This is a genomic window from Pseudomonas sp. JUb42 (assembly GCF_024807945.1).
Lineage (GTDB): Bacteria > Pseudomonadota > Gammaproteobacteria > Pseudomonadales > Pseudomonadaceae > Aquipseudomonas.
On sequence record NZ_JANUFD010000013.1, the window covers coordinates 1 to 22,057 of the forward strand.

Here is a 22,057-nt window from a genome sequence, read left to right on the forward strand (position 1 = left end):
GGTAGTGTGGGGTTTCCCCATGTGAGAGTAGGTCATCGTCAAGATTAAATTCCGAAACCCCATTTGCGAAAGCAGATGGGGTTTTGTTTTTGCGCCGAGAAAAATGCTGTCAGATCTGCGACAGCTCCTACACAGATTGTCGGTGGCAATCATCCCCTGTTGCCCTTAAGGTTCGGGCTTAGATATTTGCATCATTAGCCAAGGAAGCAACCATGTCCGTCACAACCTCTCTGAGCCCCGGTTTCATGGTGGTGCATGGCAACCGCCCGGATGAGCTGCGCAGTCTGGTTGTGTCCTGGATGCGACGTTATCCCTTGGAGCCGCTGGAAAACGAGATTGCCCTGGTACAAAGCAACGGCATCGCGCAATGGCTCAAACTGGCCCTGGCCGAAGATACCTTGCAGGACGATCAGGGTGGCTGCGGAATTGCAGCAGCCATCGACGTTCAGCTCCCCGGCAGTTTCATGTGGAAGCTGTATCGGCAGGTGCTGGGCCGCGAGGAAATCCCGGAAATCTCCCTGCTGGATAAAGCACCGCTGACCTGGCGCCTGATGCGCCTGCTCCCCGCTTTGATCGACCAGCCACACTTTGAGCCGCTGCAACGCTTCCTCACCGCCGACACCGATCTGCGCAAACGCTATCAACTGTCCGAACGCCTGGCTGATCTGTTCGACCAATATCAGGTCTATCGCGCCGACTGGCTGGAAGACTGGGCCGCCGGACGTCATCAATTGCGCAGCGTTCGTGGTGAGATCAAACCCCTGGCCCCTGCCAATATCTGGCAGGCCGAGCTCTGGCGTGCCTTGTTGCTGGATGTCGGTGAGCAAGGCATGGCCCAGAGCCGCGCCGGGGTGCACCAGCGTTTTATCGAGCATATGAGCCAACTCACAGACGCGCCAAACGGCCTGCCTGCACGAGTGATTGTCTTCGGCATTTCTTCATTGCCCGCCCAGGCGCTGGAAGCCCTGGCCGCCCTGGCAAAATTCAGCCAGGTGCTTCTCTGTGTACATAACCCTTGTCGCCATCACTGGGCCGATATCGTGGCCGACAAGGACCTGCTGCGCCACCAGTACAAACGCCAGACCCGCAAGAGCGGCATGCCGCAGATACTCGATGCCGAAGCCATGCACCAGCACGCTCACCCGCTGCTTGCGGCCTGGGGCAAGCAGGGTCGTGATTACATCAATCTGCTGGACACCCACGACGAGCCCAACAGCTACCGTTCATGGTTCAAGGACGAGCGTATCGACCTGTTCAGCGAGAGTGAGCCGACCACGCTGCTCAGCCAGTTGCAGGACGATATTCTCGAGCTGCGCCCTTTGGATGAGACACGCTCGCTATGGCCTGCTGTCGCGCCTCTGGAAGACCGCTCTATCCGTTTCCATGTCGCCCACAGCGCCCAGCGTGAAGTGGAGGTGCTGCACGACCAGTTGCTCGCCCGCTTCAGCAAGGACCCGAGTCTGCGGCCCCGGGACATCATCGTCATGGTCCCGGATATCGATAGCTACGCGCCGCATATACGCGCCGTGTTCGGTCAGCTTGATCGTCATGACAACCGCTTTATTCCCTTCACCCTGTCGGACCAGAGCCAGCGGGGGCGTGATCCGTTACTGATCGCCGTCGAGCATTTGTTGAAGATCCCCGATAGCCGTTTCCCTGTCAGCGAGATCCTCGACCTGTTGGATGTCCCGGCCCTGCGCGCGCGCTTCAAGATTCAGGAGCGTGACTTGCCAATGCTGCACCGTTGGATCGAAGGCGCTGGTGTGCGTTGGGGCCTGAGTGCCGGGCAACGTGCAGGGCTCGGCCTGCCTGAAGGCCTTGAACAGAACAGCTGGCATTTCGGCTTGCGTCGCATGCTGCTCGGTTACGCGGTAGGTGCCGGTGCGGCCTATGAAGGTATAGAACCCTACGACGAAATCGGTGGCCTTGATGCGGCCCTGATCGGCCCTTTGGTAGCCTTGATCGATGCCCTGGAAGTCGCTCATCGCGAGTTCTCCCAGATCGCGACACCCGAGGCCTGGGGGATGCGTCTGCAAGCGTTGATTCAAGTGTTTTTCCGTGCCGACAGCGAGCACGACGACTATCTGCTCAGCCAGCTGGAGCAATTGCGCGAGACCTGGATGCAGACCTGCGAGGCCGTCGGTCTGACTGATGAACTACCGCTCACGGTGGTCCGCGAAGCCTGGCTGGCGGGGCTCGATCAGGGGCGTCTGTCCCAGCGTTTTCTCGCCGGGTCGGTGAACTTTTGCACCCTGATGCCCATGCGCGCCATCCCCTTCAAGCTGGTCTGCCTGCTGGGTATGAACGACGGTGATTACCCGCGTGCGCAACCACCACTGGACTTCGACCTGATGGGTGGCGACTACCGCCCCGGTGACCGTTCGCGCCGTGAAGACGACCGTTATCTGCTGCTCGAAGCATTGCTCTCGGCCCGTGAGCAGCTTTACATCAGTTGGGTTGGCCACAGCATTCGCGACAACAGCGAGCGCCCGGCATCGGTACTGATTGGTCAACTGCGCGATCACCTGGCCAGCGGCTGGAAGCTGGCCGGTGCCGAGCTGGCGGATGATGCCGGGCAGCGGCTGCTTGAGGCGCTGACTCTGCATCATCCGTTGCAACCTTTCAGCGGCAAATACTTCCACGAAGGCAACACCGCACTGTTCAGCTTTGCCCGCGAATGGCAGGTGTTGCATGGTCCACTTGAACAACCGATATCACTGCTTAGCCTGCCCAAACACGAGCAGGACGAACCCCTGAGCCTGATGCAGTTGCAAGATTTCCTGCGCAACCCGGTCAAACACTTCTTCAGCCAGCGCCTGAAGATCTATTTTGAAGTGGCGCAAGCCCCGCTGGCCGATGAAGAGCCCTTCGTGCTCGACGCGCTTGAGCGCTACAGCCTGAGCGAAAGCCTGCTCAGCGCCGCCCTGGTTGAAACGGCAGGCAGCGACGATGCCCTGCAAGCCCGGGCCCGTCGTCTGCAAGCCAGTGGCCTGCTGCCCATGGCCGGTTTCGGCACCAGCCTGCAACAGGAATTGATTGAGCCGCTGCCCGAGCTGCTGCAACGCTATCAGGCGCTGCTGCAACTCTGGCCGCAGGCGTTGGAGAGCGCGCTGCCCATGACCTTCAGTCATCAGGGCGTCACGGTGGATGGCTGGCTCGGCGGGCTGCGACAGAACGCACAGAACCAGTACCTGCTGATCCATGTAATCCCCAATTCCATCGGCTCGAAGAAGACTCGCAAATGGCACCGCCTGGTACGCCCTTGGGTGACCCATCTGGTGGCCTGCGCCTGTGGCCTGCCCTTGAGCACGGCGCTGGTGGCCAGTGACGAAACCCTACTGCTCGAAGCGCTGCCTCTGGAACATGCCCGGACTACTCTGGAGCACCTGCTCACGGCCTGGCTCAAGGGCATGGACCAACCGCTGCCGGTGGCGGTGAAGACCGCCTTTGCCTGGCTCGGCCAGACTGATCCGGCGAAGGCCGAAGCAGCGGCCTGCAAGGCCTATGAAGGTGACGGCGTGAACAGCGATGGCGAGCGCCGCGAAAGCACTGCCCTGGCCCGGCAGTTCCCGGACTTCGCTGGGTTGATCGACAGCGAAGAATTCCAGGGTTGGTGCGAAACCCTGTATCGACCGATTATCAACGCGCCCTGGCAGTCCCTGTCCGGCGCGGAGGCCAGCGCATGACTCTTGCTAACTCGTCCCTGCCCCTGGCCCTGCGCTTCCCCCTGCACGGCAGCCAGTTGATCGAGGCCAGTGCTGGTACGGGCAAGACCTTTACCATTTCCGCCCTGTACTTGCGCCTGATCTTGGGCCATGGGGACAGTGAGTCCGCCTTTGGCCGCGAGTTGCTGCCGCCGCAGATTCTCGTCGTGACCTTCACCGACGCTGCAACCAAGGAACTGCGCGACCGCATTCGCACGCGTCTGGCCGAAGCGGCGCGGTTCTTCCGCGACGAGATCGCCGCCCCCGATGCCCTGCTCGCTGATTTGCGTGATCAGTACGCCACCGAGCAGTGGTCGTCCTGCGCCAGTCGCCTGGATATCGCCGCGCAATGGATGGACGAAGCGGCTGTCTCGACTATCCACGGCTGGTGCCAGCGCATGCTGCGCGAGCATGCCTTCGACAGCGGCAGCCTGTTTACCCAGAGCCTGGAAACCGATCACAGCGAATTGCTCGGTGAAGTGCTGCGCGACTACTGGCGGCGTTTTTGCTACCCCATGAGTGCCGACGCCCTGGACTGGGTGCGCGCTAACTGGGGCGGCCCGGCAGCCTTGCTCTCGCGGGTTCGCGGGCTGTTCGGCAGTGAGCGTAAGGTGCCGCAGCAAGCGCCTGCCGAGCTGATTCTGGCGGCCTTGCAGGAGCGCCGCGAGGCCCTGAAAACCCTCAAGGCTCCCTGGCTCGAGTGGTCTGCGCAGCTGTACCGTATCTGCCTCGACGGTGTGGCGAACAAGGCCGTCGACGGGCGCAAGATGCAGGAGCGCTACTTCAAACCGTGGTTCGACAAGATTACTGACTGGGCCAGCGACGACACTCAAGAGGTGCTGGATATCGGCACCGGCTTCACGCGCCTGACCCCCGAGGGCATGGCCGAAGCCTGGAAGGGCAGTGCGCCTGACCATCCTGCTCTCGACGCGATGCTCGAACTCAAGGCCGCTCTCGACCGCTTGCCCACCCCCGACGCTGCCGTGCTCGAGCATGCCGCGTACTGGGTAGGCCTGCGTTTTGAGGAAGAGAAACGCCGTCGTGCCGAAATGGGTTTCGATGATATGTTGCTCAGGCTCGACGCCGCGCTTGGCGCCGATGGAGGCGAGCGTCTGGCCAGCCTGATTCGCGAGCAGTTTCCGGTAGCCCTGATCGATGAGTTCCAGGACACCGACCCAGTGCAGTACCGGATTTTCGAGCGCATCTATCGCCTGGAAGAAAATCAGCGCGAGACGGGCCTGTTCCTCATTGGCGACCCCAAGCAGGCGATCTATGCCTTCCGCGGCGCCGATATCTACACCTACCTGCGTGCCCGTACCGCCACTGCCGGGCGCTGGCATAACCTGGACACCAACTTCCGTTCCAGCCATGCCATGGTCGCTACGGTCAATCATCTGTTCCTGCGCGCCGAACAGCGTGATATCGGCCGCGGCGCCTTTCTGTTCCGCGACGGTGAGGACAATCAGGTGCCCTTCCTGCCAGCGCTGTCCCAGGGCCGCAAGGAAGTGCTGCAGATCGACGGCGAACCGGGGGCGGCACTGACCGTCTGGCAGATGGCAAGCGATCAACCGGTGTCCGGTGTGGGTTATCGGCAGCAATTGGCGGCCAGTTGTGCCAGCGAGATCGTCCGGTTGCTCAATGGCGGCCAACAGGGGCGTACCGGCTTTGCCAAGACTGACGGCGCCCTGCGCGGCGTGCTGCCTGCCGATATCGCTATCCTCGTGCGCGACGGCAAGGAGGCTCAGGCCATACGCGGCGAGCTGACCGCCCGTGGCGTGCGCAGCGTGTATCTGTCGGACAAGGACTCGGTGTTCGCCGCCCAGGAAGCCCATGATGTGCTCGCCTGGCTGCGTGCCTGTGCCGAGCCGGATGTCGAGCGCAGCCTGCGTTCGGCGCTGGCCTGCATCACCCTGAACCTGTCCCTGGCCGAGCTGGAACGGCTCAATCAGGATGAATTGGCCTGGGAAGCGCGGGTCATGCAGTTCCGCAAATATCGAGATGTCTGGCGTAGCCAAGGCGTGCTGCCGATGCTGCGCCGCCTGCTCCACGATTTTGAATTACCCCAGGCGCTGATCGCCCGCAATGACGGCGAGCGAGTGCTGACCAACCTGCTGCATCTGTCCGAATTGCTGCAGCAGGCCGCCGCCGAGCTGGATGGCGAACAGGCGTTGATCCGTCATCTGGGCGAGCACCTGGCCTTGTCCGGGCAGGCCGGGGAAGAGCAGATCCTGCGTCTGGAAAGCGACGAGCAACTGGTCAAGGTGGTGACCATCCACAAGTCCAAGGGCCTGCAATACCCCTTGGTGTTCCTGCCCTTTATTTGTTCGTCGAAGCCAGTGGACGGCAGTCGGCTGCCCCTGCATTTCCACGATGCACAGGGCCATGCGCAGATCAGCCTCAAGCCTACCGAGGAGCTGATCGAGCGCTCGGACAACGAACGCTTGGCGGAAGATTTGCGCCTGCTCTACGTCGCCCTGACTCGCTCCGAACACGCCTGCTGGCTCGGCGTGGCTGACCTCAAGCGCGGCACCTCCAGCAGCTCGATGCTGCACCGCTCGGCATTGGGTTACCTGCTCGGCGGTGGCCTGCCATTGACCGATGCCAGTACCCTGGCGAGCTGGCTGCGGGATCTGGCCGAAAGCTGCGACGGCTTGGAGGTGCGGGATGTGCCCGAAGTCACCACTGACAGCTTCAGCCCGCCGGCCAATCTGGCAGCCCTGCGCAAACCGCGCCTGCCCCGGCGCAGCGCCGCGGAAAACTGGTGGATCGCCTCCTACAGTGCCCTGCGCATCGGTGACACCCTGGTCGCCGGCAGCGATGAATCGCCGGATACGCCACAGCAGCAAAAGCTGTTCGATGACGAGCGCCTTGATCCCGAAGCACCCCGTGAGGTGCCATCCAGTGGCGGCGATATCCATCGCTTCCCCCGTGGCTCCAACCCCGGCACCTTCCTTCATGGCCTGCTGGAATGGGCCGGTGAAGAAGGCTTTGCCCAGGTTGCTGCCGATCCGCAGCGTCTCGAGGACGCCGTGGCCCGCCGCTGCAACCGGCGTGGCTGGACCAGCTGGATCACCACCCTGCGTGACTGGCTGCAACACCTGCTCAACATGCCGTTGGCATTGGGCGCCGATGTCGCGCCGGTGGCCCTGGCAGGCCTGGATCAGCCCAACCAGTACCGTATCGAGATGGAGTTCTGGTTCGCCTGCCACAAGGTCGACGTGGCGCAGATGGATGCCCTGGTGCGCCGCTACACCCATAACAACGCGCCACGGGCCGCGACCCAGACCGTATCGATCAATGGCATGTTCAAGGGGTTTATCGACCTGACCTTCGAGCACCAAGGGCGCTATTACGTGGCCGATTACAAATCCAACTGGCTAGGCCTCGATAACCAGGCCTACACCGAACAGGCCATGCTCGATTCCATGCTGGAAAACCGCTATGACCTGCAATACGTGCTCTATCTGCTGGCCCTGCATCGCCAGCTCAAGGCGCGTCTGGCCGACTATGACTACGACCGGCACATGGGCGGCGCGCTCTATGTGTTCCTGCGCGGCATCGACTCCCCCGGCCAGGGCCTGTTCTTTACCCGGCCGCCCCGCGAACTGATCGAACGCCTGGACCTGCTGTTCCAGGGCCAGCCTGACCTGCTTGCCGGAGAACCCGCATGAGCCGCTCCTTCGCCGATTTGCTGCCGACGCCCTTGGGTGATCAGAGCCTGAGTGGTCTGGCTCCCCTGAGCCGGGTCGATGACCTGCTGTTGCTGCTGGAGTGCTGGGTCGAGCGCGGCTGGCTACGGGCTTTGGACCGGGCCTTTGTCGGGTTTCTCAGCGGGCTGGATGCCGAGGCCGATCCTTTGGTGCTACTGGCGGCGGCCCTGACCAGTCACCAGCTGGGTCACGGCCATGTCTGCCTGGACCTGCACGAAACCCTCAAGGCGCCGGACTTTGCCCTGTCCCTGCCGCCCGAGGGCGATGTGCAGAACACGCCGATGCTGCTGCCGTCGCAACTGTTGGTGGCACTGGATGGCGATGCCTGGTGCCGAGCGTTGGCCGCTAGTCTGTTGGTCGCCCAGGCCGATGACTTCAGCGATGCAGGCATGAGCAAGCCCTTGGTGCTCTCCGGCGAGCGCCTGTACCTGCGCCGTTACTGGACCTACGAGCGGCGCATCGATGCCGCCTTGCGTCAGCGCCTGGCGCAACAGGAAGCCGCCCCCAAGGATCTGGCACAACGTCTCGACAGCCTGTTCGGCAAGGCCGGCAGCAACCTGCAAATCGACTGGCAGAAACTGGCCTGTGCCATCGCCACCCGCGGTGCATTCAGCATCATCACCGGCGGCCCCGGCACCGGCAAGACCACCACCGTGGTGCGCCTGTTGGCGCTGTTACAGGCGCCGGCGGTGCAAAGCGGCACCCCATTGCGCATCCGCCTGGCGGCTCCGACCGGCAAGGCCGCTGCGCGTCTGACCGAGTCCATCAGCCAGCAGGTGTTGAGCCTGGATGTCAGCGAAGAGGTGCGGCAGAAGATCCCCAGCGAAGTGACCACCGTGCATCGTCTGTTGGGCAGTCGTCCCGGCACCCGGCATTTCCGTCATCACGCGGGCAATCCGTTGCCGCTGGACGTACTGGTGGTAGACGAGGCCTCGATGATCGACCTGGAAATGATGGCCAATCTGCAGGACGCCTTGCCGTCCCACGCACGCATGGTACTGCTGGGTGACAAGGACCAGTTGGCCTCGGTGGAAGCCGGAGCAGTATTGGGTGATCTGTGTCGCGACGCCGAAGTCGGCCGCTACAGCCCGCAGACCCAGGCCTGGTTGCAGTCGGTCAGTGGCGAAGACTTGAGTCAGAGTGAGTTGCAGACCGGTGATCAGGCCCGCGAGCCGCTGGCGCAACAGGTGGTGATGCTGCGTTATTCCCGACGTTTTGGTGAGGGCAGTGGTATCGGCCAGTTGTCGCGTCTGGTCAACAGCCAGCAGGATAGCCAGGCTCGTGCGCTGTTGAATGCGCGCAGTCATGACGACCTGTTTGCCCTGGCGCTCAAGGGCGAGCAGGACAAGGCGCTGGAGCATCTGCTGCTCGACGGCCATGGCAGCGGCGGCCCGCAAGGCTATCGCTATTACCTGAGCGTATTGGCGCAGGAGCGTCCACAAGCCAGTGCACCGTTGGAAAATCCGTGCTGGAGCCAGTGGGGGCGCAAGGTGCTGGAAGCTTTCGATGCCTTCCAGTTGCTCTGTGCCGTGCGTAAGGGCGCCTGGGGCGTGGAAGGGCTGAATCTGCGGATCACTGCGGCGTTGGATCAGGCCGGGCTGATCAATAGCGATCAGCCTTGGTACGAGGGCCGCCCGGTGCTGATGACCCGCAACGACTACGGCCTGGGCCTGATGAATGGCGATATTGGCATCACCCTCAGCCTGCCGGAACTCGACTATGCCAAGACCGGCAAACAGGTGCTGCGCGTGGCCTTCCCGCGCAACGACGGCAGCGGCGGGGTGCGTTTCGTTTTGCCGAGTCGGCTCAATGATGTGGAAACCGTGTACGCCATGACCGTGCACAAATCCCAGGGCTCGGAATTCGCCCATACCGCGCTGATTTTGCCGGAGGCGCTGAACCCGGTACTGACCAAGGAGTTGATCTACACCGGTATTACCCGTGCCAAGCACTGGTTCAGCCTGATCGAACCGCGCCAGGGCGTGTTCGAAGAAGCGCTGCAGCGCAAGGTCAAACGCTTGAGCGGGTTAATGTTGGGGTTGTCCAAGGCCTGACACCCTATTCCCTGCACAACTCGTTGGAGCGAGGCTTGCCCGCGAATCTGGCGACGCGCAATACCAGGCAAACCGCGTCGCATCTTTCGCGGGCAAGCCTCGCTCTAACGGTGTTGCGGCGCTTTAGCCCATCTGCTCCATCAATCCCGCAGCGCTATCGAACTCCATCGCTGCCGCCCGCTCCAGGCCCATGAACTGCAACACCCGCTCACCGGCCTTGCCTGCGCGAATGGTCTGCGGCCCTGCGTCGGCTTGCACCACGCCGTCTTCCATGAAAATCACCCGGTCGGAGATGGACATGGCGAAGTCCATTTCGTGGGTGACGATGAGCATGGTCATACCTTCCTTGGCCAGGTCGCTGATGACTTTGAGCACCTCGGAGACCAACTCCGGGTCCAGCGCCGAAGTGGGTTCGTCGAACAGCATGATCTGCGGGTCCATCGCCAGTGCGCGGGCAATGGCTACCCGTTGTTGCTGGCCGCCGGACAGCTGATGCGGATACTTCAGCGCGTGAGCAAGCAAGCCGACCTTATCCAGCAAGGCATAGGCCCGTTCTTCGCTGATGGCTTCGTCGCGGCCGTGGTAGACCGGTGCCATCGTCACGTTGTCGAGGATGGTGCGGTGCGGGAACAGGTTGAAGTTCTGGAACACCATGCCGATGCGCTGCACACCCCGGCGGATCTGCGGGTTATTCGGTTTGTCGCCAGCATGAATAAAGCTTTCACCGAACAGGATGATCTCGCCCTTGTCGATGCTTTCCAGGCCATTGACCGTGCGAATCAGCGAAGTCTTGCCCGAGCCCGACGGGCCAATGATAGAGATCACCTGACCACTGTTGACGTCCAGGTCGATGCCCTTGAGCACCTGATGATGGCCGTAGCTCTTGTGAATATTCTTGAGTTGCAGCGCGGGAGTTGCGCCACTGTTGACCGGCGTTTCGTTGCGCAGGGCAACCTTGCCCAGGCGTGCGCGCAGGCTTTCCACGTCGCTGTGTTCCAGGGTTTGCGGCTTGCGGTTGTTCAGCTCCAGATGCTGCTCCAGGCGCTGGAAAAGCCAGCCGAACACGGTGACGATCAGCACGTAGTACACCGCCACCGCCGACAGGGTTTCCATCACCAGGAAGTTGGTCGCATACAGGCGCTGGCCGACGGTCAGCAGCTCGGTCAGAGAAATCACCGAGACCAGGGAGGTCAGCTTGACCACCGTGATGTATTCGTTGATCAGGGTCGGCAGGGAGATGCGGAATGCCTGTGGGATCACGATCAAGCGTTGCAGGCCGATCACGCCGATACCCAGGGCGCGGCCCGCTTCCTTCTGGCCCTTGGCCACGGAAATCAGACCGCCACGATGAATCTCCGCCATATAGGCCGCTTCCGTCACCACCAGTGCCAGCAGGCCGGAGTAGAACGGGTTGGACAGCACTTCACGGGTAAAGGGAAACATCTGTGGCAGGTTGTAGACGAATACCACCAGCACCAGCAGCGGCACGCTACGGAAGAACCAGATATAAATCGACGCCGGAATGCTCAACCAGCGGGCGCTCGACAACTTCGCCGACGCCAGCAGAAAGCCCAGTAACATACCAATGAACCAACCCAGCGCGCTGAGTTCGATCACGGTGATGCAGGACTCCCAGAAATCCGAAATCGAGAACAGGGAAAAAAAGTAAGGCCAATCGAATTCCATGGGCACCTCAAGCTGTCGGCCCCGTGGGAGGCCGACAGGTCAAACAGAGAGAAGAATCAGTTGCTTGGTTCTTCGAGATTGTATTTCTTCAGCAGGGCTGCATATTCGCCGGACTTCTTGGTTTCTTCGAAGGCCTTGAGCAGCGCGTCATGCAGCTCGGTGTTGCCCTTCTTCACGTAGATACCCAAGGTCTGCTGATAGATCGAGTGCTCGGTGCTGACCACGACACGGCCCTTGGTGCGCTCGGCGATCAAACCGGCAGCGCCGTCGATTTCCACTTGGGCCTGGACGTTGCCCGACAGCAGCGCCTGAGTCACTTCCGGCGCGGACGGGAACTCGCTGACGGTGATGGCGCCCTTGCTGTTCGGCACGCAGTAGTCAGTGGACAGCTTGTTGAACTGGGCGACCCAGGTGGTGCCCTTTTCCAGGCCGACTTTCAGGCCGCAGAGGTCTTCCGGCACTTTCGGGCTCAGGGGGCTGCCCTTGAGCACCATGATCGCCGCGCCGGTCTTGGCGTAAGGAATGGCATCGGCTTTCAGTTTGCGTTCATCGGTCACGTACATGCCGGAGATGATCGCGTCGTAGTGGCCGGAGTCCAGGCTGGTGATCAGAGTCGAGAACTTGGTATCGGTAAATTCGGTCTTCAGGCCCATGTGCTTGGCCAGCAGACGGGACAGATCCGGGTCGGCGCCGACCACGTTTTTCTTCTCGTCATAGGACTCGAACGGCGGATAGGTGATTTCCATCCCTACCTTGAAAACACCCGGGCTTACGGTCGCGGCCGCATGGGCCAGGTTGGCACCGAGCACGGCGGCGGCAAGCAGGGTCAAGCGGACAGCAGTGTTCTGGTTGTTGCGCATCGTCGGTGACTCCGGATCAGGAAAGGTTAAGCACGGTTTTGGTTGGCAAAGCGGTATTTCTATTCTGTTCAGCAGGCCTCAGGCCGGGTCTGCCGCCTGGTTTTTCAGGTGACCGAAACTCGACGGCTTGCGGGCCTTTTCGTAGAGCTTGAGTTCGCCGCTCGCCACTTTCTTGCGCAGGTACTGATAGGTCTGCAAGGCCTGGCCGAACATGTGTTCGCCGATGGTGATCTCCTCGTAATCCTTGCCGTCCTGAGCGAATTGCGGCAGCGGTTTGATCTGGGTGTGGAAGTCACAGGCGTAAAACAACGGGAAGGAATAACGCTCCTCGCTGACGGTGCGCACGCGGTGAGCGGTTGCAACGAACGTACCAGCGGTCATCACTTCGAGCATGTCGCCGATATTCACCACGAAGGCGCCTTCCACCGGCGGCGCGTCGATCCACTGGCCCTGATCGTTCATCACTTCCAGGCCCGGCTTGTCGGCGAGCAGGATGGTGAAGCACTCGTAATCGGTGTGTGCACCAATACCGGGCGCGTCCTGGGCGGCGCCGTCGAACGGGTAGTGGATCAGGCGCAGCTTGGAAGGCGGGCGGGTGACCATGGCATCGAAGTAGCCTTCTTCCAGGCCCAGGGCCAGGGCGAAGCCGTCGAACAGGCGGCGGCCGAGGGCGAAGATCGCTGCGTAATAAGCTTCCACTGCCGGACGGAAGCCGGGCAGGTCCGGCCACTCGTTGGCGCCGATCAGCGGGGTCTTGGCGATCACCAGCGGGTCTTCGTCACCCACTTCGAAGCCGATATCGAAGGCTTCCTTATGATCCGGCTTGCCCTTGGCATACACCTCTTCGCCTTCCGGCACGAAGCCCTTGTGGCTGCGCGAAGTGCCGATGTAGTGCTGCATCTTGTATTCCAGGGACTGAGCGAACAGGTCCTTGGCGGCCTGGCGCAGGCCGTCGATCAGGCCTTGCTCGATGCCGTGGTTCTTGATGTACAGAAAGCCCACGGCGCGTGCTGCGGCGCCGAGGTCTTCGGCCACGAGCTTGCGCTGTGCGATATCGGCACTGAACAGCCCGGCGATATCCACCACCGGGATGCTGTTGAAATTGGCGGTCGCCGAAACGGCGGCGGCTGAAGGTTCGGACATGACGAAACGCTCCTTATCGGCTGGAGGAATGAGTGAAGCGTTGAAAGTGTTCGCGCTCGGTCTGACCCATCCACACATTCAGCGACCACAGATCGGCCACCGGGACATTGGTGAAGGGTAGGTGATGCAAGTATCCGTCGGCGCCGAATTCCGGAGTCAGGGTCGTAACCTGATAACCGCGAGCCTGCTGCGAGCGCCAGATGGCTTCCCAGTGTTGTTGATGGAAGGCCAGCTCTTTGGCGTATTCCGGCGCGCCAGGGTGCGGCACTTGCGGGCCCTGGTCATAACCGACCCGGGCTTGAATGTGATGGACGCGTTCGACAAAGGCGCTGAGGTCATCTTCCGGGTCATTAAGCAGGCGCTCGCAAGTGACGACCCAGTGGCTGATATCACTGGTGAAGCGCATGTCCGGCAACTGCCGGATCAACTCAAGCGTGACCCACGGGTTGAACAGTGAACGCGCGCGATGGCTTTCGAAGGTGCACATCTGCCCGTGCTTGCGCGCCAGTTCCATGGCCTGGCCGAAGAACTCGACCTGTTGGGCCAGTGACCAGCGATCATTGCCGGCCAGAAGATTGACGAAGCGCGGGTCCATTTCGCCGGCCCAGCCAAGCTTTTTGTCCAGGTCGGTGAGGTGCTCGGCGACAGTGGCCGACTGTTCAGGCAATACGTCGTAGGCGGTGAAAACGGTGGCGATATAGCCGACCTGATTGCTGCGTAAAAAGGCCGCGAACTCGGCGCGCTCCACGGCGGACAGCGGCAGGCGGGCTTCCATGCCGCTGAAACCGGCGGCAAGCAATTCTTCCAGAGCCTGGGTCTTGCTGGCGGTGTAGCCCCACAGCGTGCGGAATATTTCCAGTTTCATCGAGCGACCCCAAAGCTTGCACTAATGATTGAACGAGTTGCGCCTCGACCAAAGGTCAGGAGCAGGCGACAACGGGCAGTAACCATTTGCAAGACAGGCGCTGGTCGCATCTCGATGGAACGACTCGTTATGGGGGCTGATCTTATTGGCGCCCGACGAGCGGGAAGAATAGGAAAGCTTAAATCCATAGTTCAGAGATTTCTAAACTATGTGGATCCCAGTCAACCTATCCTAAAGGTTACTAACTATTTCTGTGTAATTAAGTAGACTAGTCATCTATGAGCGAGTCCAGTGTCGTTGGAGCCGGGCTTGCCCGCGAATCAGACGGCGTGCATTTCCAGGCAAACCGTAATGAGGCCTTCGCGGGCAAGCCTCGCTCCAACAGGATGACCAACTGTAATCGCTGTATTTGCTTCTATATAACGAATACGCCTAAAAGCTATGCAATAGCTCTACACCGCATCATCCCTATAAACCCGGCAGCCATGTTCTACCGGGATGCAGCAAAAAAACCGAAGCCTTCGCGCACTGCCATTCCCGGGCCATGACCCGGACGAGCCGTGCGCGTGAACCGTGATTTAAGCCCGAGGTTGCGATGCAAAAACTGACGATCAATGGCCAGGAGCAAGAGCTGGATGTCCCCGATGACATGCCTTTGCTCTGGGCCCTGCGCGATGTAATGGGCCTGACCGGCACCAAATATGGCTGCGGCATCGCCCAGTGCGGCGTGTGTACCGTGCACCTGGACGGCCATGCCGTGCGCTCTTGCGTGTTGCCGGTCAGCGCCGTGGCGGGGCGCAAAGTCACCACCATCGAAGCCATCGGCGAGCAGCCGATCGGTCAGGCTGTGCAGAAGGCCTGGCTGGAGCACGAAGTGGTGCAGTGCGGTTACTGCCAGTCGGGCCAGATCATGTCAGCGGTGGCGCTGCTGCAGGAACACCCGAAGGCCAACGACGAACAGATCGTCAACGCCATGTCGGGCAACCTGTGCCGCTGTGCCACCTATACCCGTGTTCGCGCCGCCATCAAAAGCGTCAGCCAGGCCTGAGGAAGTCGTCATGTCCGATACAACACAAACCGCCGCGATGGTTTCGCGTCGCGGGCTGCTCAAGGGTGGCGCATTGTTGGGTGGCCTGGTGGTCAGTACCTGGCTGCCGCCATTAATGTCCCGTGGTTTTGCCGCTGACGCCATTCAAGGCGCGCGCCTGGGTGATGCCGCCGAGAAGGGCTACGGCGCCTTCGTGCGCATCGACCATGCCGGCCAGGTCACCGTGATTTCGCCGAAGATCGAAATGGGCCAGGGCGTGCAGACCGGCATTGCCATGATGGTCGCCGAAGAACTCGAAGTGCCCCTGAGCCAGGTAACCATTGCCGAAGCTCCGCCCAATGCGGCGCTGTACACCGACACCCTGCTGCAATTCCAGGCCACCGGTGGTTCATCTTCGACGCGCTACACCTGGGAGCCGCTGCGCAAGGCCGGTGCCGGGGCGCGCATTGTGCTGACTCAGGCTGCCGCCCTGCGCTGGAACGTCGCGCCGAGCCAGTGCCACGCCGAAAATGGCCGGATCATCGGCCCCAATGGCCAGAGCGCCGGTTACGGCGAACTGGTGGACGCCGCCGCCGCACTGCCGTTGCCTACGGATATCCCGCTCAAGGCCATCGCCGACTTCAAGTTGCTGGGCAAGCCCGTGCAACGCCTGGACACCCCGCACAAGGTCAATGGCAGCGCCAAGTTCACCATCGACCTGCAAGTCCCCGACATGCTCATTGCCTCGTCCCTGACCTGCCCGGTCCGTGGCGGTACATTGCGCAGCGTTAAAGATGACGCCGCGCGTAAAGTGCCCGGCGTGCGTGACGTGATTCGCCTGAGCAATGCCGTGGCCGTTACCGCGACCAACTTCTGGGCCTGTCAGCAGGCGCTCAAGGCCCTGGAAATCGAATGGGATCTGGGGCCGCACGCCAACACCGACTCCGCGCAACTGGACAAGGCCCTGCTTGACGCCAGCTCGAAAGACGGCGTGTTCGCCAAGCAGGCCGGTGATATCGCCGGTGCCCTGAAAAGCGCGCCGAGCCATTTCGAAGCGGTCTACGAACAACCTTTCCTGTCCCACTCGCCGCTTGAGCCCATGACCTGCGTGGCCCATGTGCGGCCCGACGCTTGCGAGCTTTGGGTCGGTTGCCAGGCGCCGGGTTTCGCCCAGATGGGCGCGGCCAAGGTCTGCGGCATGCCGGTGGAAAAAGTCGTGATCCACAACCAGCTCATCGGCGGCGGCTTCGGTCGCCGTCTGGAGTCGGACTTTATCTTTCAGGCCGTGGATATCGCCCGTCAGGTCAGCTACCCGATCAAGCTGATCTGGAGCCGCGAAGAGGACATGACCCACGACCTCTATCGCCCGCACTACGTCGACCGCCTCAACGCAGCGCTGGACAAGGACCTGCGTCCGGTCGGCTGGGAGCACCGCATTGCCGGTGCCTCGGTAGTGGCCGCCTATCTGGGGGCGCTGCCACCCAATGGCGTGGACGGCGATGCCGTGGAAGTGGCCATCGACCCGATCTACACCTTGCCGCACCTGCAGGTGCGCTACATCCGCCAAGACCCGGAAGCAATTGCCGTGTCCTGGTGGCGCGGTGTGGGGCCGCTGCGCAGCACTTACGCCGTGGAAAGCTTTATCGACGAACTGGCCCATAACGCCAAGGCCGATCCGGTGGAATACCGCCTGAGCCTGATGCAGTCGCAACCCCGCGCCCAAGCCGTGCTAAAAAAGGCCGCTGAACTGGCCGACTGGAAGACCCCGCTGCCTGCAGGTAGCGGCCGTGGCGTTGCGGTTTCGGCAGTGTTCGGCAGCTTCGTCGCCACCGTGGTCGAGATTGAAAAGCAGGGCGACAAGGGCCTGCATATCAAGCGCCTGATCACCGTGGTCGATTGCGGCTTCGTCAACAACCCGACCTCGGTGCTGTCGCAGATGGAAGGCGGCACTTTGTTCGGCCTGTCGGCCGCGCTGTTCAACGAAGTCCTGGTCGAAAAAGGCCAGGTGCAGCAGACCAACTTCCACACCTATCGGCAGATCCGCATGAGCGACGCGCCGCCGGTGGAGGTGCACCTGATGCCAAGCCTGGAAAGCCCTGGCGGTGTCGGCGAAACCGGTGCGGTGCCCGCAGCGGCCGCTTTGGTCAACGCCGTGCATGCCGCAACCGGCGTTCGCGAGCGTCGTCTGCCCCTGAGCCGTTTCGGCTATTTCACTGTTTAAGGAGCGCACCATGAAATTATTCAAGCATGCGCTCGGCCTGCTGGCAGGCGCGTTTGTCCTGACATCCCAGGCTGCCGACCCGACGCTGGTCAGCAAGGGCGAATACCTGACCCGCGCCGCCGACTGCCTGGCCTGCCACGTCATCCCCGGCGGCAAGCCCTATGCCGGTGGCCTGGAATTCAAGCTGCCGTTTGGCAGCCTGTACTCGCCCAACATCACCCCGGACAAAGAAACCGGCATCGGCAACTGGAGCGATGACGACTTCGTCAGCGCCCTGCAAAAAGGCGTGGGCAAGGACGGCAAGCATTACTATCCGGCCTTCCCGTACACCTCCTATACGCTGATGTCCCGTGATGAGCTGTTGGCGATCAAGGCCTATCTGTTCAGCCTGGAACCTGTGAAGCAGGCGCCGCCGGAAAATACCCTGTCGTTCCCGTTCAACCAGCGTTGGGGCATGACCTTCTGGAACCTGATCTTCGCTTCCGACGAGCGCTTTGTGCCGGACAGCAAGCAGACTGCCGAATGGAACCGTGGCGCCTATCTGGTTCAGGGGCCGGGCCACTGCGGCGAATGCCACACCCCGCGCAACCTGTTCCAGGCCCTGAGCAGCGGCAAGGCCCTGGCCGGTGCCGAGATCGGCAACTGGCGCGCCTATAACATCAGCGGTGATGCCCAGCACGGTATCGGTGCCTGGCCGCAGGAAGCGCTGATCAGCTACCTGTCCACCGGTTATGCGCCGGGCTATGGCGGGGCGGGCGGGCCGATGGCTGATGCGGTCGAGCACAGCCTGCGTTTCCTCGATCCGGCCGATATCAAGGCCATTGCCGTCTACCTCAAGTCCACCCCGGCGCAGACCGACGGCGTGCCGCGACCGACTGCCAACGTCAACGACGCTGCGCTGCAGGCAGGCCTGGGCATGAAGTTGTTCAACGACAACTGCGTGGCCTGCCACCGCCTCGATGGCAGCGGCAACCAGTCGCCAGTGGCGGGCCTGGCCGGGCTGAAAACCGTCAACGACCCGACCGGCAAAAACCTCGTCGCCACGCTGTTGGAAGGCCACACGCCGGGCGCCGTTCGCGTCGACCAGCGCATGCCCAACTTCGCCCACAGCTACAGCGATGCGGAAATGGCGGCGGTCAGCACCTTCGTGCTGCGGCGCTTTGGTCAGAGTAATGGTCAGGTCAAACCGGAGGATGTGACGAGCAGCAGGGCGGGGGCGCTGCATTAATTTGAAATAAAACCCTTAGCAGACTCTGCCCTGTCATCGACGCTGCGATGTTTTGCAGTAAACCCTGGACAAGGTGGGCAGCGAATTGTGGGAGCGAATTCATTCGCGAAAGCGGCATTCCAGGCGATGGAGTTTCTGTGCCTGTAATGCCCTCTTCGCGAATGAATTCGTTCGCACTTAATTCGCTCCCACACGCATCTCCGTATTTAAGAAATATCTTGCAACATCCTTCGGTCATTATGGGATCCAACTTTCTCAAGCTTTCCCCCCATCTGCCGCTAACCCACAAAGGAGATACAAACTCGATACAAAGACGCTAACCAGCCAGGAAGCTCCATGACTTCTATATCCGCAGTGAACTCAACGTTGCAGGCGACGCTTATGCCCGTCAGCACGACCCCTCCGGTGCAAAGTGATGCAGGGGCTTCCACCACGCCGGATACGCCAGCGTCGGTCGTCGTGCTTGGCGAAAACACTTCAATTGGTTATGCCGAAACCTACACTTCGCGCGGCATCGTGCCCGGCGGCAGTGTGAACGTCGTGCAGGAAAGTGAAGGCTACAACAAGGTGACTTACGCCATGTTGGGCAACCTTGACTCGTCCTCGACCAACACCCGTTTCCGCGGCGTGGGCGCAGCTCTGATGCAGCAACTGGCGGAAGGCAAGAGCACGTCTATTACGCAGTCACTGCTCAAGGCGAGCAATTCGTCCAGTACCGATGCCATCACCTCGGCGCAGAATGACCTGCACAGCAAGTCTGCCAACACCTTCTCCCTGACCCTGAAAATGGCCAGCGGGGCTACCGTGACCCTGAGCCTGGCCGGTGGCAGCCGTGGCCTGGCAGTATCTGCTGATGTGTCCGGCGGCAAACTCAGCGCCGAAGAACTGAACGCCCTGGGCGACCTGGCCGATTCATTCCAGGGCGCCATCGATGGCCTGACCGCCGTGCCGCCAAGCCTGAAGCTGGGCGATCTGGCCAAGCTCGACCCGAACATGTTTGCCTCGATCGACCTCAGCTCCACGCTCAAGCTCGATGCAGACCATACGCAGACTTTCAGCTTCCATGCCGACAGTGCGTCCAAGTCCCTGAGCCTGGTCGGGCCAAATGGCAACATTGCCCTGACCGTGGATACCAAGAACGCCGCTATCCTCGGTAACGCCGAGCAACAGGCCAAGGCCTTGAGTGCTTACCTCGACCAGTTCGAGGACGCGCGCAAACGCGGCGAAGGCGACGATAACCTGATGTCGATGTTCAAAAGCGCCTTTACTGACCTCAACGGCTATAACAGCCCGGTCACTTCGGCCGGCGGCGCACCCCAGCGTCTCAATGCGATCACCCTGAACGATGTTGATCACGGCATGCTGACGGGCCTTGCCGACTTCAGCGCATCCATCGAGCAAGCGGCGAGCCGTCCGAACCCGATGCAGCCAAGCGAAATCGACAAGTTCACCTACAACGTGTCGCAGAACTCCGTGACCAAGGGCAATAGCCAGCAGAACCGCTCGGTGGAACAGAATCAGCAATCAGACCTGAGCGCGGCGTTCCACAAGAACCTCTACCCAGGTTCAGCGCTGGACCTGACCAGCGATAAAAAGACTCAGAACTACTACTACACCGAGATCGAGGACAAGGCGAGCAGCACCACCAAGCTGGCCTATGACAAGGGTTCGCTGGTCGAAGCCAGCCTGAGCCAGAGCGCCAGCCAGACCACTCGCACACGCAAATACGTATTGGGCGAGCTGGAATCGGATATCTACACGCCCAAGGAAGTGAGCAAGTCCAAGAACATGCTCAGCCTCATCCAGGCGGCCGTGCAGCGTGATACCGAATCGCGACGCATGAGTGGCAAATCCACGCTGCAGGACGACATGAAAGACTTCCACAGCAAGATCCTGCTGCAACCCAATCCGTCGTTGATTCGTAACTGATCGACCACCTATAGCGAGCTCAGCCTGCCCCGTTGGAGCGAGGCTTGCCCGCGAATCAGCCGATGCGGTGTATCAGACACACCGCATTGAGGCTTTCGCGGGCAAGCCTCGCTCCAACAGATCACGATGGCGCATTTTCAGCGCCGCAGTGAGTCCCGACAGCACTCCCGCCCCACACCGCTGTCTGTTCCTGTAACAGGAATATTCCCTCAGCAGGCACGCTATGAACCCGTGGTGGCAAGAAGTCGTCGACACCCTCGAAGCAGAATTCTCTGATCTCACCGACGCCTCGGAACTGACCCGCATTACCGTGCGCCTGGTCATCGCCGCCGTATTGGGCGGGGTGCTGGGGTTCGAGCGTGAGCATCAGGGCAAGGCCGCCGGCATGCGTACCCACATGCTGGTGGCCATGGGCGCGGCGTTGTTTGTGCTGGTGCCGAGCATGGCCGGCTCCGACGCCCAGGCGCTGAGCCGGGTCGTGCAGGGAATCGTCGCCGGTATCGGCTTTCTCGGCGCCGGGACCATTCTCAAGGGCAACGGCCACGACACCAGTCACGTCAAAGGCCTGACCACCGCCGCCGGCCTGTGGATGACCGCCGCCATCGGCACCGCCGCAGGCATGGGCCGTGAAGCCACGGCGGTCCTCAGTACCTTGCTGGCCCTGGGCATCCTCAGCCTGATGCCGTCGCTCGTCGAACGCATCGTCCCGATCAAGAAAAAGCCCCAGGATCAAGAGCAGCCCTGACCCTTACTCGAAGAACTCATCCTCAAGCGTGGCGGGCGGCTCTTCACTCGGCGGGTCACCTTTGGGAATCACCGGTGGCATCGTAGTGGGTGGATCTTCAGCTGGCGGTACGGGTAATACAGGCTTGTCGATATTGGGATCAGGGGTTTCTGCCGGGATCGGAATGCTCATCGGTTTCACCTTCCAGTCATGGGTTTTCGACGCTTGAAACGTTTCGACCGCAGGGTGGGCGCAATGATTCAAAGCGATGCTCGGGCGGCCTATATGATGGCGTATGGCCTGGTTTTGTCTCATCAAAAGTGACGAATGTGCAGGACCGCTCCCTTTCTTTTGAGGGAAATTTCCTTAACAATTCCGGCCCCTTGTTTCTGCGAATTTCAGGGTCTAGCCTGCGTCCCGCCACTGAAAGGTTCGGTGGTCGGGTGTGAGAACCTGAGTTCATGTGTTAGCAAGGCGTCCAGATTTTTTACCGAGCTGTTTTCGGTAGATGCTCTATGACGGCTGTTACGGGCAGACTTCGGTCTGACCGGGTTTGCATGTGGCTCGGCTTCTCACCCCGTTAACAGCCGTCACCTCTTCATCGTGTGAGAACGATAAAGAGGCGTTTTTGGAGTTATCACATGCTAGACAAATTGATCCCCGATCCACCCCACACCCCCGAAGAAACCCTGATCCGCATATTCGAGATCCTGCGTTGCGCCGCAGCGGTCGTCTACGAATCCGGCGATCAGCTCAATGGCACCAAGCGCGACCTGCCTTTTGCGGCGATGTACCTGATCGATATGGCTAAGGCCTTGGCCAATCATCAGATTGAGCAGCTGCAGGCACAGCGAGCGACGTGACCCTTGTTTAATGTGGGACCGGCTTTAGCCGGGAAGGCATGGG

At 61.3% G+C, this 22,057-nt stretch carries 14 protein-coding genes; 9 read left to right on the forward strand and 5 right to left on the reverse strand.

Translation table 11 applies throughout. The features are described 5' to 3' along the window. The first annotated feature begins 212 nt into the window (after nucleotides 1-212). Genes recC through recD form a run of 3 tightly spaced genes read left to right on the forward strand, consistent with a single transcriptional unit; the run spans nucleotide 213 to nucleotide 9,468 of the window. Nucleotides 213-3,686 (forward strand): exodeoxyribonuclease V subunit gamma, encoded by a 3,474-nt coding sequence (gene recC / locus M2401_RS23515; protein ID WP_259106305.1) that lies wholly within the window; start codon nucleotides 213-215, stop codon nucleotides 3,684-3,686. Beyond that, entirely contained in the window at nucleotides 3,683-7,375 is a 3,693-nt protein-coding gene (gene recB, locus M2401_RS23520; RefSeq protein WP_259106307.1) for an exodeoxyribonuclease V subunit beta, read from the forward strand. Before recC ends, recB begins: the two co-directional genes overlap by 4 nt. Continuing rightward, the gene (recD, locus tag M2401_RS23525) at nucleotides 7,372-9,468 is read left to right on the forward strand and encodes an exodeoxyribonuclease V subunit alpha (RefSeq protein ID WP_259106317.1); all 2,097 of its coding nucleotides are present in this window, start codon (nucleotides 7,372-7,374) and stop codon (nucleotides 9,466-9,468) included. Before recB ends, recD begins: the two co-directional genes overlap by 4 nt. 123 nt (nucleotides 9,469-9,591) lie before the next feature. On the opposite strand, the gene M2401_RS23530 is transcribed toward recD, so the two are convergent. From M2401_RS23530 to M2401_RS23545, 4 genes are all read right to left on the reverse strand, one after another. Beyond that, complete coding sequence (locus tag M2401_RS23530) at nucleotides 9,592-11,154, reverse strand: amino acid ABC transporter permease/ATP-binding protein (RefSeq protein WP_259106318.1); 1,563 nt, start codon at nucleotides 11,152-11,154, stop codon at nucleotides 9,592-9,594. Between the two features lie 56 nt (nucleotides 11,155-11,210). Continuing rightward, entirely contained in the window at nucleotides 11,211-12,014 is an 804-nt protein-coding gene (locus tag M2401_RS23535; protein WP_259106320.1) for an ABC transporter substrate-binding protein, read from the reverse strand. A gap of 78 nt (nucleotides 12,015-12,092) precedes the next feature. Beyond that, the gene (locus M2401_RS23540) at nucleotides 12,093-13,157 is read right to left on the reverse strand and encodes an isopenicillin N synthase family oxygenase (RefSeq protein WP_259106323.1); all 1,065 of its coding nucleotides are present in this window, start codon (nucleotides 13,155-13,157) and stop codon (nucleotides 12,093-12,095) included. 13 nt (nucleotides 13,158-13,170) lie between these two features. Further along, the gene (locus tag M2401_RS23545) at nucleotides 13,171-14,022 is read right to left on the reverse strand and encodes a sugar phosphate isomerase/epimerase (protein WP_259106325.1); all 852 of its coding nucleotides are present in this window, start codon (nucleotides 14,020-14,022) and stop codon (nucleotides 13,171-13,173) included. 595 nt (nucleotides 14,023-14,617) lie between these two features. On the opposite strand from M2401_RS23545, the gene M2401_RS23550 reads away from it, so the two are divergent. From M2401_RS23550 to M2401_RS23570, 5 genes are all read left to right on the forward strand, one after another. Beyond that, complete coding sequence (locus tag M2401_RS23550) at nucleotides 14,618-15,070, forward strand: (2Fe-2S)-binding protein (protein ID WP_259106327.1); 453 nt, start codon at nucleotides 14,618-14,620, stop codon at nucleotides 15,068-15,070. A 10-nt stretch (nucleotides 15,071-15,080) separates the two neighbouring features. Next, complete coding sequence (locus M2401_RS23555) at nucleotides 15,081-17,270, forward strand: molybdopterin cofactor-binding domain-containing protein (RefSeq protein ID WP_259106329.1); 2,190 nt, start codon at nucleotides 15,081-15,083, stop codon at nucleotides 17,268-17,270. 10 nt (nucleotides 17,271-17,280) lie between these two features. Further along, nucleotides 17,281-18,498 (forward strand): cytochrome c, encoded by a 1,218-nt coding sequence (locus tag M2401_RS23560; RefSeq protein WP_259106339.1) that lies wholly within the window; start codon nucleotides 17,281-17,283, stop codon nucleotides 18,496-18,498. 336 nt (nucleotides 18,499-18,834) lie between these two features. Next, nucleotides 18,835-20,427, forward strand: coding sequence for a lactate dehydrogenase (locus M2401_RS23565; protein WP_259106341.1), 1,593 nt, complete (start codon nucleotides 18,835-18,837; stop codon nucleotides 20,425-20,427). A gap of 223 nt (nucleotides 20,428-20,650) precedes the next feature. Continuing rightward, complete coding sequence (locus M2401_RS23570; RefSeq protein WP_259106343.1) at nucleotides 20,651-21,172, forward strand: MgtC/SapB family protein; 522 nt, start codon at nucleotides 20,651-20,653, stop codon at nucleotides 21,170-21,172. A 3-nt stretch (nucleotides 21,173-21,175) separates the two neighbouring features. On the opposite strand, the gene M2401_RS23575 is transcribed toward M2401_RS23570, so the two are convergent. Next, nucleotides 21,176-21,343 carry a hypothetical protein gene (locus M2401_RS23575; RefSeq protein ID WP_259106344.1) on the reverse strand — a complete coding sequence of 56 codons (168 nt, stop codon included), beginning with the start codon at nucleotides 21,341-21,343 and terminating at the stop codon, nucleotides 21,176-21,178. 449 nt (nucleotides 21,344-21,792) lie between these two features. Between M2401_RS23575 and M2401_RS23580 the strand changes: the two genes are divergently transcribed. Next, nucleotides 21,793-22,014, forward strand: coding sequence for a DUF6124 family protein (locus M2401_RS23580; RefSeq protein WP_259106355.1), 222 nt, complete (start codon nucleotides 21,793-21,795; stop codon nucleotides 22,012-22,014). Nucleotides 22,015-22,057 lie beyond the last annotated feature (43 nt).

Coding starts and splice junctions, on each gene's coding strand:
- M2401_RS23545 (WP_259106325.1), bottom strand. CDS start 14,022: ATGAAACTGGAAATATTCCGCACGCTGTGGGGCTACACCGCCAGCAAG.
- M2401_RS23560 (WP_259106339.1), top strand. CDS start 17,281: ATGAAATTATTCAAGCATGCGCTCGGCCTGCTGGCAGGCGCGTTTGTC.
- M2401_RS23565 (WP_259106341.1), top strand. CDS start 18,835: ATGACTTCTATATCCGCAGTGAACTCAACGTTGCAGGCGACGCTTATG.
- M2401_RS23530 (WP_259106318.1), bottom strand. CDS start 11,154: ATGGAATTCGATTGGCCTTACTTTTTTTCCCTGTTCTCGATTTCGGAT.
- recB (WP_259106307.1), top strand. CDS start 3,683: ATGACTCTTGCTAACTCGTCCCTGCCCCTGGCCCTGCGCTTCCCCCTG.
- M2401_RS23555 (WP_259106329.1), top strand. CDS start 15,081: ATGTCCGATACAACACAAACCGCCGCGATGGTTTCGCGTCGCGGGCTG.
- M2401_RS23580 (WP_259106355.1), top strand. CDS start 21,793: ATGCTAGACAAATTGATCCCCGATCCACCCCACACCCCCGAAGAAACC.
- M2401_RS23535 (WP_259106320.1), bottom strand. CDS start 12,014: ATGCGCAACAACCAGAACACTGCTGTCCGCTTGACCCTGCTTGCCGCC.
- M2401_RS23570 (WP_259106343.1), top strand. CDS start 20,651: ATGAACCCGTGGTGGCAAGAAGTCGTCGACACCCTCGAAGCAGAATTC.
- M2401_RS23540 (WP_259106323.1), bottom strand. CDS start 13,157: ATGTCCGAACCTTCAGCCGCCGCCGTTTCGGCGACCGCCAATTTCAAC.
- recD (WP_259106317.1), top strand. CDS start 7,372: ATGAGCCGCTCCTTCGCCGATTTGCTGCCGACGCCCTTGGGTGATCAG.
- recC (WP_259106305.1), top strand. CDS start 213: ATGTCCGTCACAACCTCTCTGAGCCCCGGTTTCATGGTGGTGCATGGC.
- M2401_RS23575 (WP_259106344.1), bottom strand. CDS start 21,343: ATGAGCATTCCGATCCCGGCAGAAACCCCTGATCCCAATATCGACAAG.
- M2401_RS23550 (WP_259106327.1), top strand. CDS start 14,618: ATGCAAAAACTGACGATCAATGGCCAGGAGCAAGAGCTGGATGTCCCC.